Source organism: Aurantiacibacter luteus (assembly GCF_001010945.1).
GTDB classification, from domain to species: Bacteria; Pseudomonadota; Alphaproteobacteria; order Sphingomonadales; family Sphingomonadaceae; genus Alteraurantiacibacter; species Alteraurantiacibacter luteus.
In genome coordinates this window covers 533,199-556,225 of record NZ_LBHB01000002.1, presented here as the reverse complement: position 1 = coordinate 556,225, position 23,027 = coordinate 533,199, and the positions used below count along the sequence as shown (strand labels likewise).

Annotated in this window: 20 protein-coding genes; 12 read left to right on the top strand and 8 right to left on the bottom strand. The window is 68.3% G+C overall.

The genetic code is table 11. From position 1 onward, the window contains the following. The first annotated feature begins 65 nt into the window (after positions 1-65). From AAW00_RS09130 to AAW00_RS09100, 7 genes are read left to right on the top strand one after another with little or no spacing between them, the layout of a single operon-like run. Complete coding sequence (locus tag AAW00_RS09130; protein WP_047004034.1) at positions 66-1,118, top strand: 5-(carboxyamino)imidazole ribonucleotide synthase; 1,053 nt, start codon at positions 66-68, stop codon at positions 1,116-1,118. Between the two features lie 4 nt (positions 1,119-1,122). Then, positions 1,123-1,611: a dihydrofolate reductase gene (locus tag AAW00_RS09125; protein WP_047004033.1), complete on the top strand. Its 489-nt coding sequence runs from the start codon at positions 1,123-1,125 to the stop codon at positions 1,609-1,611. Continuing rightward, positions 1,608-2,858 carry a dipeptidase gene (locus AAW00_RS09120; protein ID WP_047004032.1) on the top strand — a complete coding sequence of 417 codons (1,251 nt, stop codon included), beginning with the start codon at positions 1,608-1,610 and terminating at the stop codon, positions 2,856-2,858. The genes AAW00_RS09125 and AAW00_RS09120 overlap by 4 nt, the downstream gene beginning before the upstream one ends. After that, complete coding sequence (locus AAW00_RS09115; RefSeq protein WP_047004031.1) at positions 2,855-3,790, top strand: bifunctional riboflavin kinase/FAD synthetase; 936 nt, start codon at positions 2,855-2,857, stop codon at positions 3,788-3,790. Before AAW00_RS09120 ends, AAW00_RS09115 begins: the two co-directional genes overlap by 4 nt. Further along, entirely contained in the window at positions 3,787-6,678 is a 2,892-nt protein-coding gene (gene ileS, locus AAW00_RS09110; RefSeq protein ID WP_047004030.1) for an isoleucine--tRNA ligase, read from the top strand. The genes AAW00_RS09115 and ileS overlap by 4 nt, the downstream gene beginning before the upstream one ends. After that, the gene (gene lspA, locus AAW00_RS09105; protein ID WP_047004029.1) at positions 6,675-7,244 is read left to right on the top strand and encodes a signal peptidase II; all 570 of its coding nucleotides are present in this window, start codon (positions 6,675-6,677) and stop codon (positions 7,242-7,244) included. Before ileS ends, lspA begins: the two co-directional genes overlap by 4 nt. Next, complete coding sequence (locus tag AAW00_RS09100) at positions 7,241-7,651, top strand: DUF3035 domain-containing protein (RefSeq protein WP_047004028.1); 411 nt, start codon at positions 7,241-7,243, stop codon at positions 7,649-7,651. Before lspA ends, AAW00_RS09100 begins: the two co-directional genes overlap by 4 nt. Positions 7,652-7,924: 273 nt before the next feature. Here AAW00_RS09100 and AAW00_RS09095 read toward each other — a convergent pair whose 3' ends face one another. Then, entirely contained in the window at positions 7,925-9,217 is a 1,293-nt protein-coding gene (locus tag AAW00_RS09095; RefSeq protein WP_047004027.1) for a hemolysin family protein, read from the bottom strand. Positions 9,218-9,414: 197 nt separating this feature from the next. On the opposite strand from AAW00_RS09095, the gene AAW00_RS09090 reads away from it, so the two are divergent. Then, positions 9,415-10,098, top strand: a complete 684-nt coding sequence (locus AAW00_RS09090) for a YiaD family glycine zipper/OmpA-like lipoprotein (RefSeq protein WP_047004026.1) — start codon at positions 9,415-9,417, stop codon at positions 10,096-10,098. Between the two features lie 100 nt (positions 10,099-10,198). Here the strand turns inward: AAW00_RS09090 and AAW00_RS09085 are convergent, their stop codons facing one another. Then, on the bottom strand, positions 10,199-10,978 hold the full coding sequence (locus tag AAW00_RS09085; protein WP_047004025.1) for a 3'(2'),5'-bisphosphate nucleotidase CysQ: 780 nt from the start codon (positions 10,976-10,978) through the stop codon (positions 10,199-10,201). Between the two features lie 104 nt (positions 10,979-11,082). On the opposite strand from AAW00_RS09085, the gene sucC reads away from it, so the two are divergent. Continuing rightward, a complete protein-coding gene (gene sucC / locus AAW00_RS09080; protein WP_047004024.1) occupies positions 11,083-12,282 on the top strand; it encodes an ADP-forming succinate--CoA ligase subunit beta in 1,200 nt (399 codons plus the stop codon). Here the strand turns inward: sucC and AAW00_RS09075 are convergent. After that, a complete protein-coding gene (locus AAW00_RS09075; RefSeq protein ID WP_063359815.1) occupies positions 12,279-13,067 on the bottom strand; it encodes an exopolysaccharide biosynthesis protein in 789 nt (262 codons plus the stop codon). The genes sucC and AAW00_RS09075 overlap by 4 nt on opposite strands. A gap of 196 nt (positions 13,068-13,263) precedes the next feature. Between AAW00_RS09075 and AAW00_RS09070 the strand changes: the two genes are divergently transcribed. Genes AAW00_RS09070 through AAW00_RS09060 form a run of 3 tightly spaced genes read left to right on the top strand, consistent with a single transcriptional unit; the run spans position 13,264 to position 15,898 of the window. Continuing rightward, entirely contained in the window at positions 13,264-14,010 is a 747-nt protein-coding gene (locus tag AAW00_RS09070; protein ID WP_047004023.1) for an electron transfer flavoprotein subunit beta/FixA family protein, read from the top strand. Then, positions 14,010-14,936 (top strand): electron transfer flavoprotein subunit alpha/FixB family protein, encoded by a 927-nt coding sequence (locus AAW00_RS09065; RefSeq protein WP_047004022.1) that lies wholly within the window; start codon positions 14,010-14,012, stop codon positions 14,934-14,936. Before AAW00_RS09070 ends, AAW00_RS09065 begins: the two co-directional genes overlap by 1 nt. Before the next feature lie 38 nt (positions 14,937-14,974). Next, the gene (locus AAW00_RS09060; protein ID WP_047004021.1) at positions 14,975-15,898 is read left to right on the top strand and encodes a hypothetical protein; all 924 of its coding nucleotides are present in this window, start codon (positions 14,975-14,977) and stop codon (positions 15,896-15,898) included. Here AAW00_RS09060 and AAW00_RS09055 read toward each other — a convergent pair. The 5 genes from AAW00_RS09055 to AAW00_RS09035 form a co-directional block, all read right to left on the bottom strand. Continuing rightward, positions 15,889-16,440, bottom strand: a complete 552-nt coding sequence (locus tag AAW00_RS09055) for a GNAT family N-acetyltransferase (protein WP_047004020.1) — start codon at positions 16,438-16,440, stop codon at positions 15,889-15,891. The genes AAW00_RS09060 and AAW00_RS09055 overlap by 10 nt on opposite strands. Beyond that, a complete protein-coding gene (locus AAW00_RS09050) occupies positions 16,437-17,654 on the bottom strand; it encodes a DUF445 domain-containing protein (RefSeq protein WP_047004019.1) in 1,218 nt (405 codons plus the stop codon). The genes AAW00_RS09055 and AAW00_RS09050 overlap by 4 nt, the downstream gene beginning before the upstream one ends. Before the next feature lie 55 nt (positions 17,655-17,709). Beyond that, a complete protein-coding gene (locus tag AAW00_RS09045) occupies positions 17,710-21,216 on the bottom strand; it encodes an efflux RND transporter permease subunit (RefSeq protein WP_047004018.1) in 3,507 nt (1,168 codons plus the stop codon). A gap of 18 nt (positions 21,217-21,234) precedes the next feature. Further along, entirely contained in the window at positions 21,235-22,431 is a 1,197-nt protein-coding gene (locus tag AAW00_RS09040) for an efflux RND transporter periplasmic adaptor subunit (protein ID WP_047004017.1), read from the bottom strand. 231 nt (positions 22,432-22,662) lie between these two features. Beyond that, entirely contained in the window at positions 22,663-22,929 is a 267-nt protein-coding gene (locus AAW00_RS09035; RefSeq protein WP_047004016.1) for a GlsB/YeaQ/YmgE family stress response membrane protein, read from the bottom strand. Positions 22,930-23,027 lie beyond the last annotated feature (98 nt).

Here is a 23,027-nt window from a genome sequence, read left to right as displayed (position 1 = left end):
TTTTTCTTCTAGCGGGGTCGACAGGAAGGACAATCCTTCGACAGGCTCAGGATGAGCGGGGAATAATGCTAGCGCCCGGATCGACAATCGGCATTCTCGGCGGCGGCCAGCTCGGGCGGATGCTCGCGATGGCGGCGGCACAGCTCGGCTATCGGTGCCATGTCTATGCGCCCGAGGACGACAGCGTCGCGGCCGAGGTCTCGGCTCGCTTCACCTGCGCCGACTGGCACGATGCCGAGGCGCTCGCCAAATTTGCCGCCGACTGCGACGTCGTCACCTACGAGTTCGAGAACGTGCCCGTCGGCCCGCTCGCCGCGCTGCCGCAGGACAAGCTCGCCCCCGGCACCCGCGCGCTCGAAGTGGCGCAGGACCGGGTCAACGAAAAGCGCTTCGTCGAGGAACTCGGCGGGCGCCCCGCCCCGTGGCGCGCGGTGGACGATGCAGCGACGGCACGCGCGGCGGTTGCGGAGGTCGGTGCGCCCGGCATCTTCAAGACCCGGCGCGACGGTTACGACGGCAAAGGCCAGTGGCGCGTCGGCGCGGACGGCGAAATCCCCGCGCTGGACCTGCCGGAGAGCGGCCTCGTCTACGAGGGCTTCGTGACCTTCGATTGCGAATTCTCGGTCATTCTGGTGCGCGGGCGCGACGGGGAGGTGTGCTTCTGGGACAGCGCCCGCAACACGCACGAACATGGCATCCTCGCCCGCTCCGCACTGCCCGCGCCCGCAATCGTCGCCGAGCAGGTCGACGAGGCGCGCGCGCTGGCGAGCCGGGTGGCCGAGGCGCTCGGCTATGTCGGCGTGATGACCGCGGAGTTCTTCGCCACGTCGCAAGGCCCAGTCTTTAACGAGATGGCCCCGCGCGTCCACAACTCGGGCCACTGGACCATCGAGGGCGCGGTCACCAGCCAGTTCGAGAACCACGTGCGCGCCATCTGCGGCCTGCCGCTGGGCGACACGGCCAGCGTTTCGGATCGGATCGTGATGGAGAACCTCATCGGCGAGGAAGCGCTCGCCGTGGAGCGTCACCTGTCCGATCCCGCCGCGCACCTGCACCTCTACGGCAAGGCCGAGGCGCGCGAGGGGCGCAAGATGGGCCACCTGACGCGGTTGGGGTGACGCGGTGCGCCAGGTGCTCTTCATCGTCGCGCGGGCGACCAACGGCGTGATCGCTCGCGACGGCGCGGTGCCCTGGGCGATCCGCGAGGATCTGCAACGCTTCAAGCGGCTGACGATGGGCAAGCCCATGATCTTGGGCCGCAAGACCTTCGAGAGCCTGCCCGGCCTGCTGCCCGGTCGCCGCCACATCGTCCTCACCCGGCAAGAGGGCTGGCAAGCCGAGGGCGCCGAGGTCGCGCATTCGCCGGATGAGGCGCTGGCGCTGGCGGGCGACGGCGATGTCGCGATAATCGGCGGCGCCGAGGTGTTCGATCTGCTGTGGGTCTGGGGCACGCGCTTCGAGCTGACCGAGGTGTTCGAGGACACGGCGGGCGATGTCACCATGCGCTCCCCCGCGGACGATCCCACCTGGCGCGAGGTCGCGCGCGAGAGCCGCCCGGCGGCAGGCGGCTTCCCGCCCTTCGATTTCGTCACCTACGAGCGCCGCCGATGAGGCGCGCGCTCAAGTGGCTCGGCGTGGCCCTTCTGATGGCCGTGGCGGGCTTCTTCGTGCTCGGCCCCGGCATCGCCGAGCGCAGCATGAACAAGGTCGAGGGCGCGCCCTTGCCCGAGGTCTCCGATGAGGCACGGGCGCTCCACGCCAGTCTCGTTATCGTCGACCTTCATTCCGATTCCCTGCTGTGGGGGCGCAATCCGCTGGAACGCGCGGGTCGCGGGCAGATGGACCTGCCGCGCCTCATCGACGGCAACGTCGCGCTGCAGGTCTTCTCCAGCGTCACGCAGTCGCCCGCCGGGCTGAATTTCGAGCGCAACAGCGCCGATGCGCGCGACAACATTACGCTGCTCGCCGTGGGCCAGTTGCAGCCGCCGCGCACCTGGACCTCGCTCGCCGAGCGCTCGCTCTACCACGCGCACAAGCTGGAGCGCGCCGCCGAGGAGGCGCCCGATGCGCTGCACCTAGTGCGCGCGCCTGCCGATATCGACGCCGTCCTCGCCGAGCGCGATGCCACCGGGCGGCCGGTGGGCGCGCTGTTCTCGGCGGAGGGGCTGCACAACCTGGAAGGCGATGCGGCGAACCTCCAGCGGCTCTACGACGCGGGGCTCAGGATGGCGGGGCTCGTCCATTTCTTCGACAACGAGGTGGCGGGCTCGATGCACGGGGTCGCCAAGGGCGGGCTGACCGCCTTCGGCCGGCAGATCGTGCCGCGCATGGAGGACATGGGCGTGATCGTCGACATTGCCCACTGCTCGCACCGGTGTGTGGCCGAGGTGCTGGCGATGGCGCGCCGCCCGGTCGTCTCCAGCCACGGCGGCGTGCAGGCGACCTGCGCCACCAACCGCAACCTGACCGACGATGAAATCCGCGGCGTCGCGGCGACCGGCGGGGTCATCGGCATAGGCTACTTCGACGGCGCGGTTTGCGACACCTCGCCCGCCGCGATCGTCGCCGCCATGCGCCACGTGCGCGACCTCGTGGGGGCGGACCACGTCGCGCTCGGCAGCGACTTCGACGGCAGCGTGACGACCGCCTTCGACACGAGCCAGCTGGTGCAGGTGACGCAGGCGCTGCTGGACGATGGCTGGAGCGAGGGGGACATCCGCAAGGCGATGGGGCTCAATGCGCTGCGTGTACTCCGCGAGGGGATCAAGCCGCCCGGTAGCTACGCGCAGGACGCGAGCGGGCGCTGGCGCGTCGACACCACCCCGCTGCCGCCGATCCTGCCGGGGGACGTGCGATGAGGCTGACCCACCGCGATCCCGTGCCCGAGAACCTGCGCGGCGCGATCGTCGCGCTCGGCAACTTCGACGGCTTTCACCTCGGCCACCAGCGCGTCGTCGCCGAGGCGGTGGAATGGGCGCGCGCCGAGGGCCGCCCGGCGATCGTCGCCACCTTCGACCCGCACCCGGTGCGCCACTTCGCCCCGCACGTCCCGCCCTTCCGCCTCACCGGGCTCGACCAGCGCGAGGAGCTGTTCACGGCCGCCGGCGCGGACGCGGTGCTGGTCTTCACCTTTGACGACGCCTTGGCCGCGACCACGGCGGAAAGCTTCGTCGCCGACCTGCTCGGCGCGCATCTGGGCGCAGCGGGCGTGGTGACGGGCGAGGACTTCACCTTCGGACAAGGCCGCAGCGGAAATGTGCAGGTGCTGCGCGATGTCGGCGCGGCGCACGGGATCGCGGCGCGCGCTGTGGGTCCGGTGGCCGATGGCGGACTGACGGTCAGCTCCAGCCGCATCCGTGACGCGCTGAAGGCGGGCGAATGCGAGGCGGCGGCGGAGCTCCTCACCCGCCCCTTCACCGTGCGCGGCACGGTCATCCACGGCGACAAGCGTGGGCGCGAAATGGGCTTTCCGACGGCCAACATGGAACTGGGCGGATACCTTCGCCCGCGCTTCGGCATCTACGCCGTCACCGCGCGTGTCCTCTCGACCGGACAGCGGTTGCAGGGCGCGGCCAATGTTGGCGTGCGCCCAACCTTCGATCCGCCAAAGGAACTGCTCGAGCCTTTCTTCTTCGATTTCGCGGGCGATCTCTACGGCGAGCAGCTCGACATCGAATTCCGCCATTTCCTGCGGCCAGAGCAGCGCTTCGACGGGATGGAGGCACTCAAGGTGCAGATGGAAGCCGATTGCGAACGGGCGCGCAAACTCCTAGGTGCGCCCGCGAAATGACCTCCGAGAGCACCAAGCGAGATTACCGGGATACCGTCTTCCTGCCGAAGACCGATTTTCCCATGAAGGCCGGCCTGCCGCAGAAGGAGCCGGGCATTCTCGCGCGCTGGGAGGCGGAGGATCTCTACGGCCAGGTGCGCGCCGCGCGTGCGGGCGCGGAGAAGTTCATCCTCCACGATGGTCCGCCCTACGCCAACGGCGACATCCACATCGGCCATGCGCTGAACAAGGTGCTGAAGGACGCAGTTATCCGCACCCAGACGCTGCTCGGCAAGGACGCGCCCTACGTGCCCGGCTGGGACTGCCACGGCCTGCCGATCGAGTGGAAGGTGGAGGAACTCTACCGCAAGAAGAAGCGCAACAAGGACGAGGTCCCGGCGCGCGAGTTCCGCGCCGAATGCCGCGAATATGCGGCCAAGTGGGTCGACGTGCAGCGCGAACAGTTCAAGCGGCTCGGCGTCACCGGCCAGTGGGACGATCCCTACCTGACGATGGCCCCCGAGGCCGAGGCCGGAATCGTCGCCGAACTGCTCAAGTTCGCCGAGAGCGGCCAGCTCTATCGCGGCGCCAAGCCGGTGATGTGGAGCCCGGTCGAGAAGACCGCGCTGGCGGAGGCCGAGGTCGAATACGAGGATATCGTCTCGACCCAGATCGACGTGGCGTTCGAGATCGTCGAGAGCCCGATCCCCGAACTGGTCGGCGCGCACGCGGTGATCTGGACGACCACGCCGTGGACGATCCCGGTAAATCAGGCTTTGGCCTATGGGCCGGATGTCGATTACGTTCTGGTCGAAGGGCTCGACGAGTTCGCCGAGGCGACCGGTCGGCGCTACCTTGTTGCGACTGAGCTATACGACGGCTTCCGCTCGCGTATTCGCGCACAAGAGAATCCGAAACAAAATTTCGCCACGCTGGACTTCTACATCGGGGAGTCGCTCGCCGGCACAATCGCCCGCCACCCGATGCACCATCTCGGAGGGTTCTTCGCCGAGCCGCGTCCGCTGTTGCCCGGCGACTTCGTCACGACCGACAGCGGCACGGGGCTCGTCCACATGGCGCCCGATCACGGCGAGGACGATTTCGAGCTGTGCCGCGAGTACGGCATCGGCCCGAAGTTCGTGGTCGACGACGACGGGCGCTACCGCGAGGACTGGGGCTGGCTACCGCGCACCGACGAGCGCAGCGCCAGCGTCATAAACCCGAAGTTCAACGCCCCCGACGGCCCGATCTGCTCGGACCTGCGCGAAGCCGGCGCGTTGCTCGCCGCCAGCGCGGACTACCAGCACTCCTACCCGCACTCGTGGCGCTCGAAGGCCAAGGTCATCTTCCGCTGCACGCCGCAGTGGTTCGTGCCGATGGACGCAAAGATCGTCACCCCAGCGCAAGCTGGGGTCGCTGGCAACGCAGCTGAATCCATAGCGATCCCAGCTTCCGCTGGGATGACGTTGCGGCAAACCGCGCTCGCCGAAATCGAGGCCACGCGCTTCGTCCCCGCCAAGGGCCAGAACCGCATCCGCGCCATGGTGGAGGGTCGCCCCGACTGGGTGCTCAGCCGCCAGCGCGCCTGGGGCGTGCCGATCACGCTGTTCGTCCATCGCGAGAGCGGGCAGTACCTCGTCGATCCCGCCGTCAATGCGCGCATCGTCGAGGCGGTAAAGGCCGAAGGCGTCGATGCCTGGTCGGAGGAGAACGCCGCGCGCCTGCTCGGCAACGAATACGACCTCGCCGACTACGAGATGGTCTCCGACATTCTCGACGTCTGGTTCGATTCCGGCTCCACCCATGCTTTCGTCCTCGAAAGCGGGCGCTGGCCGGACCTGCAGAGCCCCGCCGACCTCTATCTCGAAGGCAGCGACCAGCATCGCGGCTGGTTCCAGTCGAGCTTGCTGGAAAGCTGCGCCACCCGCGGCCGCGCGCCCTACAAGGCGGTGCTGACCCATGGCTTCACCATGGCCGCCGACGGGCGCAAGATGTCGAAGAGCCTCGGCAACACCGTCGATCCGCTGAAGGTGATGGAGGAATACGGCGCCGACATCATCCGGCTCTGGGCGCTCAGCGTCGATTCGACCGAGGACCACCGCATCGGGCCGGAAATCCTCAAGGGCGTGGCCGACAGCTATCGCAAGCTGCGCAATACCTTCCGCTACCTGCTCGGCGCGCTCGACGGGTTCGACGAGAGCGAGCGGGTGGGCGTGGGCGAGATGCCCGAGCTCGAGCAGTACATGCTCAGCCTGCTGGGCGAGCTCGATGGCAAGCTGCGCCGTGCAGTGAGCGACTTCGATTTCATCGCTTACACCCGCGCGCTGAGCGAATTCGCCAACGAGGATTTGAGCGCCTTCTTCTTCGATATCCGCAAGGACCGGCTCTATTGCGATGCGCCGGGCAGCCTGGAGCGGCGCGCCTACCGCACCGTGCTCGACACGTTGTTCCACGCGCTGATCCGCTACACCGCGCCAGTGCTGGTCTTCACCGCCGAAGAGGTCTGGGGCACGCGTTACCCCGACGGCGGCAGCATCCACCTGCTCGAATGGCCCAAGGTGCCCGCCGCCGAGGCCGATGCCGCCCGCTGGGAGCAGCTGCGCACCCTGCGCGAGCGCGTGACCGAAGCCATCGAGCCGCTGCGCCGCGACAAAGTCGTGCGCTCGGGCCTTGAGGCTGAGGTCGCCGTGCCCGCTGCCGCCGTGCCGGCAGGCTTCTCCGACGCCGATCTCGCCGAGCTGTTCATCAGCGGCGCGGTCACCCGTCACGAGGGCGATGCCGTCACCGTCGCCAAATCGGACGACGCCAAGTGCGGCCGCTGCTGGCGCCTGCTGCCCGAGGTCGAGGAGGACGGCGACCTGTGCCACCGCTGCGAGACCGTCGTCGCCGAAATGGATGCCGCCCGATGACCTCGCTTCGCAACCTTCGCATCGTCGGCTTCGCCATTGCCGTCGTCACCTTCGTGCTCGACCAGTGGATCAAGCACGTCGTGGTGAACGTGCTCGAGCTCGACCGGGTGAACGAGGTCGAGCCGCTGCTGCCGTTCTTCGACCTGCGCCGCGCCAACAACTACGGCGTCTCGCTTGGCATGTTCGAAGCGACCAGCATGGAAATGCGCTGGATCCTCGTCGCCGTGACCGCCGCCATCGCCGTGGGCGTGGCGGTGTGGATGCTGCGCGAGCGCAAGGGCTGGGACATCGCCGCGCTGGGCCTCGTGCTGGGCGGTGCGCTCGGCAATATCCGCGACCGGTGGATGTACGGCTACGTCATCGACTATGCCGACCTGCATGTCGGCGAGTTCCGTCCGTTCCTGATCTTCAACGTGGCCGATGCGGCGATCACCATCGGCGTCGTCATTATCCTAGTTCGCGCGCTGTTCAGCCGCGAGACAGTGGCCGAGGGACAGGACGCGGCAGGTCCCGCGCCCCATAACCCCGTGACAGCAAAGCCCGACCAGACTAGAGAGCCTTCATGACCAGAACCGCCCGCATCGCCCTGCTCGGCCTCACCGCCATCGGCCTTACCGCCTGCAATGGCATCAACCTCGGCAACCGCGACCGGCCCGACGAGTTCGCAGTGCAGCGCCAGGCACCGCTGGTCATCCCGCCCGACTTCCACCTCGTGCCCCCCGCCCCCGGCGCCCCGCGCCCGGTGGAAGGCACGGCCTCGCAGCAGGCGCTCGACGCGCTGTTCGGCGGCCCCTCGCAGCGCAGCGCGGTGGAAACCCGCACGCTGCAGCTGGCCGGCCAGGCCGACCCCGGCATCCGCTCCAATGTGGGTGATGCCGATACCTACACCGTCGACACCGGCAACAACGTGCGCACGATCATCGCCGCGCCCGAAGGCGACGGTCAGGCAGCGAGGGCCGTGATTCCCGGCTGACGCCGGCAATCACTTTCTGTTTGTTTTTGGTCCGCGCCTCCGCGCGGACATCCTCGGTGCTGTTCGCTCCGCCGGGGCTGCGCTCCGGCTGCGCGGCACCTGCGGGCGCGCATTCGCGCTTGCGGTCCTTCGGACCGAAATGGGTCTGTCTGCGAGGCTGGTCCGGTCGGCGACCAGCCGACCGCAAGGCCGAACGGCCGCCCGCAGCGGGCACGCAGCGTAGCGAAGTGCGTCTAGCGAGGACGAAGCCGCGGAGGCGGCTTCGCAATCAAATCACGCCTCGTTCACCAGCAACTTGTCGATCTTGCGCCCGTCCATGTCGACTACCTCGAAGCGCCAGCCCTGGTCGGTGAAGTGCTCGCCCTCTGCCGGCAGGCGCTTGAGGACATAGAGCGCATAGCCCGCAGCCGTTGCGAATTCGCGGTTTTCGGGAAGGTCGATGCCGAGGCGTTCGGCCAGCGCGTCCGCACCCAGCGCGCCGGAGACGAGCAGGCTGCCATCCTCGCGCTCCACCACCAGCGGATCGTCGCCTTCGTCCTGGTGGCTGGCGAACGTGCCCGCAATCGCCTCGAGGATGTCGGCATTGGTGACGATGCCGTCGAGATGGCCGTATTCGTCGTGCACCATGGCCATGCCGGTGCCCGATTGCTGCAGCATCCTCAGCGCATCGAGCGCGTCGAGCTGGTCGGGCAGCACCTCGCACTTGCGCACCAGATCGGCCAGCACGACGGGCTGTCCCTCCAGCCGCCGGGCCAATACTTCGCGCACCTTGACCACGCCCAGCATCCGGTCGACCGACCCCTCGGCCACCGGCAGCAGCGAGTGGGGCGAAGCCTCGAAGGTCTCGACCATGTCCGCCTCGCTCGCATGCACGTCCAACCAGTCGATCTCCACGCGCGGGGTCATCACCTCGCGCACGGGGCGGTCGGCGAGGCGCATGATGCCCGAGAGGATGGCGCGTTCCTGCTCCTCGATCAGGCCGGTGCGGGTGGCATCGGCGAAGATCATCTGCAGTTCCTCCGCCGTCAGCTTGTGATCGCCCTTGTGGCGGATGCCGAGCGCGGAAAGCAGCAGGTTGGATGTCGTGTCGAGCAGCCAGACGAAGGGCGCCGCCACGCGGGCCAGCAGGTCCATCGGGATGGCCATGACCAGCGCGATCGGCACCGCCGCGCGCAGGGCCACCTGCTTGGGCACGAGCTCGCCGATCACCACGCTGAAGAAGGTCGTCAGCGCGATGACCAGAACGTAGCCGACGTTCACCGCGGTATCGGGCGCCATGCCGAGGGCCGCCAGCCGCTCGCCCACCGGCTCGCCCAGTGTCGCGCCCGACACCGCGCCCGAAATCACGCCGATGAGGGTGATGCCGATCTGCACGGTGGAGAGGAACTTGCCCGGCTCCGCGGCCAGCCGCAGCGCCACCGCGGCGCTCTTGCTGCCACGCTCCGCCGCCATGCGCAGCTGCGCGGTCCGGGCGGAGACGATCGCCAGCTCGGACATGGCGAACACGCCGTTGAGGACGATCAGCAGGGCGAGCGCGGCGAGGTAGTGCCATGGGAACGGGGACATCAGGGCTCGGGCGCTAGCAGGTTTATCGGGGCTGGCGAAGGGGCTTGCTGCGCGGTGCGCTGCGAACCTTGCTGCGGACCTCGCCGCGACCGGGGCCCGGAACACGTTGCGCGAAGCGGCGTTACAAGGCGGCAAGGCCGAGCCACTCGCAACTGATTCAACACCGTGGTCTGCGCTTTATTTGGAGGTTTAGAACAATGAACATCAAGAAATTCCTCGTCACCTCGGTCGCCGGCCTCGCTCTCGTGGGCGCCACCAGCGCCTGCGTCACCGATCCAAACACCGGCAACCAGGTCATCTCGCGCGCGGCCATCGGCGGCGTCGGCGGCGCCGGTCTCGGCTACCTGCTGGGCGGCCTCATCGGCGGCAAGACGGCCCGCATCGTGGGCGCCGGCATCGGCGCGGCGGCGGGCGGCTACGTCGGCTACCGCATGGACGAACAGATCCGCGAGATCGAGGAAGTCACCAGCGGCACCGGCGTGAACGTGGGCCAGACCCCGAATGGCGACGGCATCCTGGTGACCTTCCCCGACGTGACGTTCGCCACCAACCAGGCGACCATCTCGCCCTCGATGCGAAACGTGCTCGACGGCGTGGCGCAGTCGATGGTCAACTATCCGAATTCGCTGATCGACGTGATGGGTCACACCGATTCGACCGGTAGCGACCAGTACAACCTCGATCTGTCGCGCCGCCGTGCCGAATCGGTCGCCAATTACCTCGCCAGCCGCGGCGTCGCCCGCGCGCGCATGGAGACGATCGGTTACGGCGAGCAGTACCCGGTTGCCGACAACATGAGCGAATCGGGCCGCGCGCAGAACCGCCGCGTGGAAATCCGCATCACGCCCGTTACCCAGGCGGATGTGAACTCGGCTTACTGATCGGGTTACGCTTAGAGACACGAGAGGGCCGTCCTTCGGGGCGGCCCTTTTGTTTTGTGAGGCAGTAAGAGCCGGTTGCCCACTGCCTACTGCCTGATGTCTACCTGCCTAACCTCTCCGCCCGTTCCGCCAGTCGCTCCACCGCCGCCGCGTGAATACCCGGCGCGCTCGCCAGCAGGCCGAAGGCGCGCGGGTCGCGCTTGTTGTAGGCGAGCGGCTTGCCGAAAGCGTCGGTGACCGCCGCGCCCGCCTCGCGCGCGATGAGGGCGGCGGCGGCAATGTCCCATTCGTAGCCCCAGCGCAGCGTCGCCACCAGGTCGGCCCGGTCGTCCGCCACCATGGCGACGCGAAGGGCGATCGAGTTGGGCTGCTCGACCGCCGTCAGGTCGCGGTCTTCCCGCGGCAGGTCGTTCGTCGGCACGCGTGCCCCGGCAAAGGTCTTGCGCGTGCTGGCCCGCAGGCGCTTGCCGTTGAGCCACGCTCCCTTGCCCGCCGTCGCCGACCATACCTCCTTGCGCGCGGGGGCGACCAGCGTGCCGATCAGCGGTCGTCCGCCGCTCACCAGCGCCACCGACACCGCCCAGCCCGCGCGGCCACGGATGAAGTCTCGCGTGCCGTCGATGGGATCGACCAGCCAGACGAGACCCTTGTCGAGCCGTGCCGGGGCATCGGCGGTTTCCTCCGACAGCCACCCGGCGGCGGGCAGCAGGCGCGCCAGTTCGCGGCGCAGGAACCCGTCAACCTCGATATCGGCCTCGCACACGGGATTGCCCGGAGCCTTCTCCCAGCTCTTGAGCGTATGCCCCGCGCCCGGCCAGCGCTGCAGCGCCATATGACCCGCCTCGCGGCAGATCTGTTCCAGTCTCATGCTGTCGATCATGTGTCGGGCAAGCAGATGATACGGCGAGAGAGGGTTTGCAAGCGCGGCGCGATGGTGCTTTAGGCCCTGCGCAAACCCCCAATCCCTTGTCAGGCGAGAGCCCCATGAACATCCACGAATACCAGGCCAAGGAACTCCTCGCGAAATACGACATCGGCGTGCCCACCGGTTACGCGGCGATGAGCGTGGAGGAAGCCGTCGCGGCGGCGGAGAAACTGCCCGGGCCGCTCTACGTGGTGAAGGCGCAGATCCACGCCGGCGGACGCGGCAAGGGCAAGTTCGCCGAGCTTCCGGCCGAGGCCAAGGGCGGCGTGCGGCTCGCCCATTCGATCGAGGACGTGCGCCGCGACGCGGGCGAGATGCTCGGCAACACGCTGGTGACGATCCAGACCGGCGATGCGGGCAAGCAGGTGAACCGCCTCTACGTGACCGACGGCGTCGACATCGCGAAGGAATACTACCTCTCGATGGTCGTCGACCGCGCGACCGACCGCGTGGCCATGATCGTCTCCACGGAGGGCGGCATGGACATCGAGGAGGTGGCGCACCACACGCCCGAAAAGATCGCCACCATCGGCGTGGACCCCGCGACCGGCTTCATGCCGCATCACGGCCGCAGCGTGGCTCATGCGCTGAAGCTGGAGGGCGCCCTCGCCAAGGCCGCGCAGAAGCTGGCAAAGCAGCTCTACGAGGCCTTCGTCGACCTCGACTGCGCCATGCTGGAGATCAATCCGCTGGTGGAAACCAAGGATGGACAGCTGCTGGTGCTCGACACCAAGATGAGCTTCGATTCGAACGCCGAGTTCCGCCACCACGACTACGCCGAGCTGCGCGACGAAACCGAGGAAGACCCGGCCGAGATCGAGGCGAGCAAGTACGACCTCGCCTACATCAAGCTGGACGGCAACATCGGCTGCATGGTCAACGGCGCGGGCCTCGCCATGGCGACGATGGACATCATCAAGCTGAACGGTGCCTTCCCGGCCAACTTCCTCGACGTGGGCGGCGGCGCCACCACGGAAAAGGTGACGGCGGCGTTCAAGATCATCCTCAGCGATCCGGCGGTCGAGGGCATTCTCGTCAACATCTTCGGCGGCATCATGCGCTGCGACACCATTGCCGAGGGCATCGTGATAGCGGCGAAGGAAGTGGACCTGAACGTGCCGCTGGTGGTGCGCCTCGAAGGCACCAACGTACAGCAGGGCAAGGACATCCTCGCCAATTCCGGCCTGCCGATCATCCCGGCGGACGACCTGGGCGATGCGGCCAAGAAGATCGTGGCCGAGGTGAAGCAGGCGGCCTAGTCGGCCACGTCCTCGGCAATGTCCTGCACGGCGTCGCCGGCCCCGTCGGCGGCGTCCTGCGCCACCTCTCCCACCGCCTCGGCAGCCTCGGCCCCGCCCTGTTCGATGGCCGCGCCCGCCTGGGCGGCGGTGTCTTCCACCGCGTCGACCGTCTCCTGCTTGACCACGCCGTCGACCTCCTCGGTGTCGCTGAGGCCGCCGTCGGCGTAATCCCAGCCCATCAGGCCGATGGCCGAGAGACTGGCGGCTAGCGCCAATGCCATCAGCACCCCGTCGCGCACCAGGACCGCCAGCCCGAAGCCGGCGATGGCGAGCATTGGCGCGCTGCTGGCGAAGGGCAGCACTTCCAGGAACGGCACCGCGAGGCACAGCACGATGATCACGCCCGCGGCGATCTGCGCGAACGGCGCGCGGGTCATGGCCTTCAGGCGGCGATGGAAATGCCGGTCGAGGAAGCCGGCGAGAGGGCGCAGCTTGTGGGTGGCCACACGCAGTTTTTCCGCCGAGACGCAGCGGTCGGCAATCAGCTTCGGCAGCCACAGGTGGCGCTTGCCCAGCATCTTCTGCCCGGCGACCAGCGCGATGGTGACGGCGAGGAAGGTCGGCACGCCGGGAATAGCGCCGACGGGCGTGATTTCGAGCAGCGCGGGCACCATGATCGCGGGCCCGAAAGTCCGCGTGCCGAAGGCGCCGACGATCCGCTCGACCGAGATCGAATCGCATTCCTCGCTCAATTCCTCGAGACAATCGAGAATGTCGCCGACGCTATACGGCGTGCTGCTCATGGCATCTCCCCGGCCGCTCAACGCCCCGGCGGCGCGGTTGTTTCGCGAAAGGCGCGTCCCGCTCCGGGTTGGCGCGGCGGCACCAATGGCCTAGGCCGTCGTTCAGAGAGCAACCGCTCGAACAAGTCTGCTTGACCTATACGTCAAGCGCCTTACATAAGCGGCAGCCAAGATTCTGAGCGAGAGGCCGATTCCGATGAAGATCCTCGTGCCCGTGAAGCGGGTCATCGATTACAACGTGAAGCCGCGGGTGAAGGCGGACGGCAGCGGGGTCGACCTCGCCAACGTCAAGATGAGCATGAACCCGTTCGACGAGATCGCCGTGGAAGAGGCGTTGCGCCTGCGCGAATCGGGTGCCGCGACCGAAGTGATCGCCGTCAGTGTCGGCCCGGCAAAGGCGCAGGAGACGCTGCGCACGGCGCTCGCCATGGGCGCGGACCGCGCTATACTCGTCGAGACCGAGGACGCGGTCGAGCCGCTCGCCGTCGCCAAGATCCTGAAGGCCATCGCCGCCGAGGAAGAGCCGGGCATCGTCATGCTCGGCAAGCAGGCGATCGACGACGACTCGAACCAGACCGGGCAGATGCTCGCCGCGCTGATGGACCGTCCGCAGGGCACCTTTGCCAGCAAGGTTGCCATCGAAGGCGACCATGTCAGCGTGACCCGCGAGGTCGACGGCGGACTGGAGACGGTGAAGCTGGCGCTGCCGGCCGTCGTCACCACCGACCTGCGCCTCAACGAGCCGCGCTACGCCTCGCTGCCCAACATCATGAAGGCCAAGTCCAAGCCGCTCGCGATGAAGACCCCCGCCGACTACGGCGTGGACACCGCGCCGCGGATCACCACCACGCACGTCGCCGAACCGCCGGTGCGCCAGGCGGGCGAGATCGTCGCCGACGTCGACGCGCTGGTCGCCAAGCTCAAAGCCCTCGGAGTCGCCTGATGACCGCCCTCGTATTTGCTGAACCGCATGGCGACAGCGTGGCAGATGCCACCCTCGCCGCCGTCACCGCCGCCTCGCAGCTGGGCGGCGACGTCCACGTGCTCGTCGCCGGCTCAGATGCGGCCGGACAGGCCCATGCCGGAATTGCCGGCGTGTCCAAGGTTCTCGTCGCCTCGGACGATGCCTACGCCCACGGCCTCGCCGAAAACCTCGCGCCGCTGATCGCGGGCCTCGCCGATGGCTACGATGCCGTGCTGGCGCCCGCCACGACCACCGGCAAGAACGTCCTGCCGCGCGTCGCCGCCATGCTCGACGTGATGCAGGTCTCCGACATCATCAACGTCGAGGGGCCCAAGACCTTCAAGCGCCCGATCTACGCCGGCAACGCCATCGCCACGGTCGAATCGAGCGATCCCAAGCTCGTGATCACCGTTCGCACCACCACTTTCGAGAAGGCGGCGGCGGAAGGCGGCAGCGCCTCTGTCGAAACCGTCGCCGGGCCCGGCAGCGCGGGCTCGAGCGAATTTGTCGGCCTCGACGCGGTCAAGTCCGACCGGCCCGAACTCACCAGCGCCAAGATCATCGTCTCGGGCGGCCGCGCGCTGAAGGACGGCGAAACCTTCGAGCAGGTCATCACGCCCCTCGCCGACAAGCTGGGCGCCGCCATCGGCGCCAGCCGCGCGGCGGTGGACGCGGGGTACGTGCCCAACGACTATCAGGTCGGCCAGACCGGCAAGATCGTCGCGCCCGAGGTCTACATCGCGATCGGCATCTCCGGCGCGATCCAGCACCTTGCGGGCATGAAGGACAGCAAGACCATCGTCGCCATCAACAAGGATCCCGACGCGCCGATCTTCCAGGTTGCCGACGTGGGCCTCGTGGGCGACCTTTTCACCGTGGTGCCGGAGCTGACGAGCAAGCTGTAGGGCTTTGCACCGGGCGGCGGTTGCGCTAGCCCGGTGCAATGCAACGCCTTTTCCGCCTCGCGATGGCCCTTGCGGCGCTCGCCGCGCCCGTGGCCGCACCCGCGCAGGAGAGCGACCTCAGCCCGCCGTCCGCCGCCACGCGGCAGGCCTTTGCCAGCGGCGAGGTGTATCGCCCGGTGGGGTTATGGGCACGGTCTTCCTCCGAAAGACGCTGCGGCGTGATCCGCGATTTCGAGCGGAACGGCGAACGGGTATCGCTGCAGGTGCAGCGCCTGCATCCCCACACCGGGGCACAGTTCGTCCTGGCCGGCACCGACCTCCAGGCGCGCGAGGAGGTTTCGGCCGCCTTCTGGCCCTCTGCCGGTCTCACCACCTTTACCCGCGTCGGGAGTGCCACCATCGGCGAGCGGCCCGGCATCTACTTCGCGGGTGACCACCTGCCGTCCACCGTCGCGACGGGGACCGGCGAAATCCCCGCCGCACAGCGCGTGGGCTATTTCGTCGCCGAGGGCAGCGACGGGCGCAGCTACGTGCTCGAGACCGGCCCGGTGCACGAGGCACTGACCGCGATCGACAGCTGCGTGGAGGCGCGCCTGGACGCGCTCGGCATCGACCTCGAGCGGCACGCCGCCGTATCCGAGCCCGCCCGCATCGCCGATATCCCCGCCTTCACCCGCGAACTCCAGCGCATCTATCGCGATCATCCGAATCGCGAGGGCCGGATGTGGCTGCGCATCGGCGTCGACAGTGGCGGTCGCCTGGTCGACTGCGCGTCGAGCGACGACCTCATGCCGGTGCAATTGCAGAGAGCCGTCTGCGCCGCGCTCGGGCGCGAAGGCCGCCTCGTCCCCGCGCGCGACGCGGCAGGTGAGCCGATGACCGATTTCTTCTTCCAGGCGATCGGCTTCGAATGGGCCGGCGGCAACTGGCCCAACGCCGACGGGACCGACCCCTACCGCTGACCGGGCGCCTCGCGCCGGAACAGGTGCACCGCCTCGCCGGAAGGTAGCTCGGCATCGCGCGTGCGTGTGAAGCCGAGTTTGCCCGCAAGGCGGATCGATGCCGTGTTGCCGTGCACGATCATGCACACCGTCGGCAGCCCGAACTCCGCGTCGAACCAGTCCAGCGCGGCGCGCATGGCCTCTTCGGCCAGGCCCTTGCCCGCTTGGTCCGCGGCGACGATCCAGCCCGCCTCGGCGCGGTCGTCGAAATCCTCCCCCAGCCCGCGCCACGAGCGGAACACGCCGCAGTTGCCCACGATCCGCCCGTCCCCGCCGCGCAGGCGCAGCATGAAGGTGCCGTAGCCGTAGAGCTGCCAGCTCCCGGCATTGCGCAGCAGCCGGGCGAAATGGTCGGCCATCGGCTGGGGCCCGCCCAGCCAGCGCGCCACCTCCGGGTGCGAGACCAGCTCGGCGAGCTGTGTTAGATCGCCTGCGACCGGGCGCCAAAGTTCCAGGCGCTCGGTAACGAGCTGCGGCGCACCGGGCCCCGCAACAGGGCTCACAACACCTCGGTCAGGAGATGCAGCACGAGGCCGACTAACCCGCCAACAAGGGTGCCGTTGATGCGGATGAACTGCAGATCGCGGCCCACCGCGCGCTCGATGCGGGTGGTGATGGTGGTCGCGTCCCAGCCCTTTACCGTGGCCGAGACAAGGCCGACGATCTGCTCCCCGTAACGGTTGACCACGCCCACCAGCGTGCGCCGGGCGAAGCGGTTGACCTGCACCTGCAGCCTTGGGTCGGTCTGCAGCGCCGCGCCGAGTTCGGCCACGCTCGCGCCGATCTGCCCGCCCATCGCGTTGCCCGGATTGCGCACCATGGCGATCAGCGAGAGGCGGATGCGCTCCCACACGCCCATCCACCAGTCCGACAGGGCCGGGTTGGCGAGGAGGTCGTTCTTCGCCTGCTCCACCCGGGCGCGCAGAGCGGCATCGCTCTGGAGATCCTGCGCCAGGTGCGCCAGCCCTTCGTCCAGCCGGACCCGCACGGGATGGTTCGGATCGACGTGCATCTCCGCGAGCAGTTTGTAGAGGCCATTGAGCACCGATTCGGCCAGCCGGGCATCGAGGCCGGTCCAGCGGATCACGGCATTGGCGCGCTGCTGCACCATCCTGCGGACCATGTCCTCGTTGTCCTCCAGCGCCACCCCTACCCAGCGGATGAAGCCGTCGATCAGCGGGCGGTGCCGCCCGTCGGCGATGGCCCCTTGCAGCATCTTGCCGAGCAGCGGGGCGACCTCGATCTTTTCCGCCTGTCGCGCCAGCCCCGCCTTCACCTGCAGACCGAGGCGATCGGGATCGAGCGATTCGAGCAGTTCCACGAACAGCGCCCCCGCGCCCGCCATCACCCGGCCCGCGCCGCCTTCGCCGCGTTCGCCGCGCTGGGCGAGGAAATCGCCCGCCGCGCGCGCCACGTTCATCTCGCGCATCCGCCGCGCGACCACCACGGGCGTGAGGAAATTGGTGCGCAGGAAGTCCGCCATCGTATCGGCGATGCGGTTCTTGTTCGTGGGGATGATCGCGGTGTGCGGGATCGGCAGGCCCAGCGGATGGCGGAACAGCGCCGTCACCGCGAACCAGTCCGCCAGTCCGCCGACCATCGCCGCCTCGGCAAAGGCGTTGACGTAGCCCCAGGCCGGATGGGTGCCGAGCAGGGGGTGGGTGGCGACGAATATCGCCGCCATCGCTACCAGCATTGCCGTCGCGGTCAGCCGCATCCGCCGCGCACGGTCGGGCGGCAGCGGGGCGCCTTGCCTCAGCGCGGTTGGAAGCCTACTCGGCAGGCTGCAGCTCCGGGCGCCCCGGCGAGGCGGCATCGTCGCCCGGCTTGTAGGTCAGGAACTTGTCGCGCAGCCACGGTCCGAGGCGCTTTTCCATGCCGTCCGCCAGGCTGAAGCCGGCGGGCACGATCAGCAGCGTCAGCACGGTGGACAGGATCAGGCCGCCGATTACCACCATGCCCATAGGCTGGCGCCAGGCCCCGTCGGCGCTGAGCGCGAGCGCGGTCGGCACCATGCCCGCGGTCATCGCGACGGTCGTCATCACGATCGGCTGCGCGCGCTTGTGCCCGGCATCGACGATCGCCTCGCGCTTGGGCACGCCGGCGTCCATTTCCTCCAGTGCGAAGTCGATCAGCAGGATCGAGTTCTTGGACACGATGCCGAATAGCATCAGCATCCCGATGAAAACCGGCAAGGTCAGCTCCAGCCCGGTCAGCATGATGAGCAGCAACCCGCCGAGCGGGGCGAGGAACAGCGAGCCCATGTTGACCAGCGGGGACACGAAGCGGCGGTAGAGCAGCACCAGCACCGAGAACACAAGCAGGATACCGGTGCCCAGCGCGGGCACGAAGCTGCCCTGCAATTCCTGCTGCATCTCGTCCTGCCCGACGGCGGGGCTGGAGACCCCGGTGGGCAGGTCCTGCATGATCGGCAGCTTGTCGATGGCCGCGGTCACGTCGCCGCGGGCATAGCCGTCGGCAACGTCGGCGCTGACGAAGACGCGGCGGCTCTGGTCGTAGCGTTCGATCGCGGTCGGACCCATGCCGAAGCGGATGTCGGCCACCCGCTCCAGCGGTACCGAGCCGCCGCTGGCCGTGGGCACGGGCAGGTTGCGGATGGTCGAAAGGTCACGCCGCTGCGTTTCGGCGAGGCGCACGCGGATCGGCACCTGGCGATCGTCGAGCGAGAACTTCGCGGCGTTCTGGTCGATGTCGCCCAGCGTGGCGATGCGGATCGCCTGGCTGAGCGCACTGGTGGTGACACCGAGGCTGGCGGCGAGTTCCGCGCGCGGCTCGATCAGCAGTTCGGGCCGCTGCATCGGCAGCTCAACGCGCGGGGCGACGACGCCGGGCACGCCGCGCATCTGCTCGGCCAGCGCGTCGGCGGCGGCGTTCAGCGCTTCGGGATTGGAGCCCGCCAGCATCTTGGAAATCGCCCGCCCGGTGCCCTGCCCGGCGCCCGGCGTGTTCTGCTCCTGGAAATTGATGCGGGCATCGGGGAAGGCCTGCAGCACCGGCGACAGGGCGCGTTCGAACTCCAGGCTCGATCGCTCACGATCCTCGCGCAGCACCAGCCGCACCATGCCGCTGCCCTCGTTGACGACACCCAGCGCGAGCGCGACCTCCTGCTCCTGCCGCAGGCGCGCCACGACGCTGTCGATCACGGCCTCGGTCTGCTCGAGCGTGGTGCCTGGCACCATCTCGACGCGGACCAGCGAGAAGTCGCTGTTGGTGGCGGGGAAGAACTGCTTCGGGATCACGTAAAGAGAGGATACCGTCATCGCCAGCGCGCCCACGCCCACGCCCATCATCCAGACGCGGTGATCGAGGAAGCGGGCGCGCAGGCGGCCCATGCGGTTGACGAACCAGGTCGAAAAGCCGCTGCCGAACATGTTCGCAAGCCATGTCAGCGGAATGCGCAGCAGGCTGCCCGCCGCCCAGGCCGCGAAGCCGCCGACGACCACCGCGAGCGACATCGAGATCACCGCCAGCGTGAAGCCGATGATCCGCGCAAGGACATCGGGCAGCACCGACAGCTTGTCGGTCCAGTATCCCGCATCCATACTGTCGGCCAGAAGCTGCACCTGGAACCAGACCGCGACGACGGCGATGAAAGCTGCGATGCCGGCAAGCGTGATCGCCACGAACATCGGCGTGGCAATCGCGCCATACTGCCACTTGAACGGTGCCCGGCCCAGCGCGGCGACCCGGCGGCGCATCGCGCTGTCGTCGAGCGACCAGCGCAACACGCTCATGTAACGGTCCATCAGCGCGCCCTCGCCGTGCGACGCATGACCCTTGGCCTTGAGGAAATAGGCGGCGATCATCGGCGTCATCATGCGCGCGACGGCAAGGCTCATCAGCACCGAGACGACCACGGTCAGGCCGAAGTTCTTGAAGAAGATGCCGGTGATGCCCGACATCAGGCCGACCGGCAGGAACACGGCGACGATGCTGAAGGTGGTGGCGACAACCGCGAGGCCTATCTCGTCGGCGGCGTCGATGGCCGCCTGGTAGGCGCTCTTGCCCATTCGCATGTGCCTGACGATGTTCTCGATTTCTACGATGGCATCGTCGACCAGCACGCCGGCGACCAGCCCCAGCGCCAGCAGCGACATGGTGTTGAGCGTGAAGCCCAGCATGTCCATGAACCAGAACGTAGGAATAGCCGAGAGCGGGATCGCGAGCGAGGCGATCACCGTCGCGCGCCAGTCGCGCAGGAACAGGAACACCACGATCACGGCTAGGATCGCGCCTTCCACCATCGCCGCCATCGAGCTTTCGTATTGCGCCTTGGTGTAGTCGACTTCAGTGAACAGGCGGGTGAAGCGGATGCCGGGATTGGCCGCCTGCACCTCTTCCAGCGCCTCGACCACGCCGTTGTAGACCGTCACGTCGCTCTCCCCGCGGGCGCGGGTGACGGAGAAGGTGACGACCTGCTCGCCGTTGAGCTTGGCCAGCGAGCGCAGTTCGCCGTAGGAATCGCTGACCCGCGCGACGTCCGCCAGTTTCACCGAGCGCCCGGCGCCGAGCGGCAGTTGGGCCTGAGACAGTTCGAAGGCAGTGTCGGCGTTGCCGATGACGCGGACCGACTGGCGCGACCCGGCGATTTCCGACTGCCCGCCCGCAGCGTTGATGTTCAGCTGGCGCAGCGCGCCGTTGACCTGCGCCGCTGTCAGCCCCAGCGCCTGCATCCGTGCCGGGTCGAGGATGACGAGGATCTCGCGGTCCACCCCGCCGTTGCGATTGACCTCGGCAAGGCCGGGCACGCTCAGCAGCCGCTTGGTCAGGGTATCGTCGATGAACCAGCTGAGCTGTTCGATCGTCATGTCGTCGGCCTCGACGCCGAAATAGACGATAGGGCGCGAGCTGGTCTGCTGCTTGAACACGCGCGGCTCGAGGATGCCGTCGGGCAGTTCGCCGCGGATCTGGTCGACAGCGCTCTTCACCTCGTTGACGGTGGAATCGATGTTGGTGCCGAGCTCGAACTCGATGACGGTCGTGGAATTGCCCTCCGACGCGGTCGAGCGGATCGATTCGATGCCGTCGAGCGTCTGCACCGCGGCTTCCACGCGCTGGGTGATCTGGTTCTCGACCTCGGTGGGCGCGGCACCGGGCTGGGTGATCGAGACGATGGCGATCGGGAATTCGATATCCGGGTTGTTCTGGACGTCCATCGCCCGGAAGCTGAAAATACCCGCCAGCGTCAGCCCGAGAAAGGCGAGGATGGGAACGATCGGGTTGCGGATCGACCAGGCGGAAAGGTTGTTGAAGTTCATCGCGCGATGTCTCTCGCCCTATTGCGAGGAGACGGGCCTGACCGTCTCGCCCTCGCGCAGGAAGCCGCCGGCGCGCAGCACCACCCGCTCGCGGCCCGTCAGACCGGAGGCGATGGCAATCCCCTCGTCGGTGATCATGCCGACCGTCACGTCGCGGCGCACGACCTTGTCGTCGGCATCGACGATGTAGACGTAGCTGCCCGCATCGTCGGTCAGGATTGCGCTTTCGGGCAGGCGCGGGGCGACCACGGTGCCGCTGGTGATGCGCGCCGTGGCGAAGCCGCCCGGCCGAAGCGCCGGGGCATAGGACAACGCCACGCGGACGGTGCCCTGACGGTTGGTCTGGTCGATCACCGGCGACAACTGCCACACCTGCCCGGTGAAGGTCTGGTCGCCGCCCGCAGGCGTCACCTCGACGCTGGACCCGACCGAAATCTGCGCCAGTTCGTTCTCGCCTACGGCCGCGAGCAGTTCCATCTCGCCGCCGCGGGCGATGGCGAACAGTGCGCCGCTGCCGGGCGACACCACCTGGCCCGGCTCCACGTTGCGCGTGAGCACGAGGCCTGCCGCCGGGGCGACGATGTTGAGCTGGTTGTTGCGCGCCTGCCGTTCGGCCAGCTGCGCGCGGGCCACCTGCACGCGCGCGCGGGCGGCATCGCGGGTGGCGGTCTTGCGGTCGATGTCGGCCTGGCTGATGAAGCCGCGCTCCACCAGTTGCAAGGCGCGGTCGAGTTCGGATTGGGCGAGCGCGGCGTCGGCCTCGGCAACCTCGATCTGGGCGCGCTGGCTGGCAGCCTGCTGGGTCTGCACCGAGCGGTCGATGACGGCCAGCACCTGGCCCTGTCGCACCCACGATCCGGCCTCGACCGGCACCGAGACGACGCGCCCGCCCTCGCCGACGACGCCCACGGGCATCTCGCGCCGGGCGGCCAGCGTGCCGGTGGCGTTGATCGTGCCTTCCAGCGTGCCCGCGCCGGGGCTGACGACGGTGACCGACTGGATCTCACCGGCCTGGTCGGCGCCGAAGGGGGTTTCCTCCTCGCCCGAGCCGAGCATGAAGGCAGCGACGATGGCCCCCAGCACCAGCGCGGCGAGCACCAGCCACGGCCACTTGCGGCGCGGGCGCGGCTCGTCGGTGACGACGCTGTCGCTCACGATCACGCGCTCGCCGTCGTCGGTCTCGTCGGTGGTGACCACCCGGGTTTCGTAATTCATGGGCCCGATGCCTTGCAAACATCGAGAACCGCGCCCCTGCGGACGGCTCTCGTTCCAGACCGCCATAGCGCGGGCAAGGTGCATGGCGCAATGCAACCTTCTGCCGGGGGTCGTCCGGGCCCGACGAAGTGACTTCCGGACAACGAAAAAGGGCGGAAAGCCAAGACTTTCCGCCCTTCCGTCGATTTGTATCAATTTGTCGGGACGGTTGTGCGTCCCGACCCTGCGTGTTTAGCGGATGCGGCCGCGCTGCACGAGGTTGACGATGGCGAGCAGGATGATGGCGCCCAGGATGGCGATGACGAACGAGCCGATGTCGAATTCCTGGATGCTGCCGCCGAAGCCGAGCAGCGGGGCCAGCAGCCAGTTGCCGATGAGCGCACCGATCACGCCGACGACGACGTTCAGGATGATGCCCATCGAGGCGTTGCGGCCCATGACGATGCTGGCGAGCCAGCCGGCGACACCGCCGACGATGATGGCAATGATAAGACCCATAACCCTGTTCTCCTCTGAAACCTCCCGATGATCGGGATACAGCGGGGGAAACGCGGGGTGCGGCTACCTGTTCCTAGAAAACGACGGGCGGTTATCCG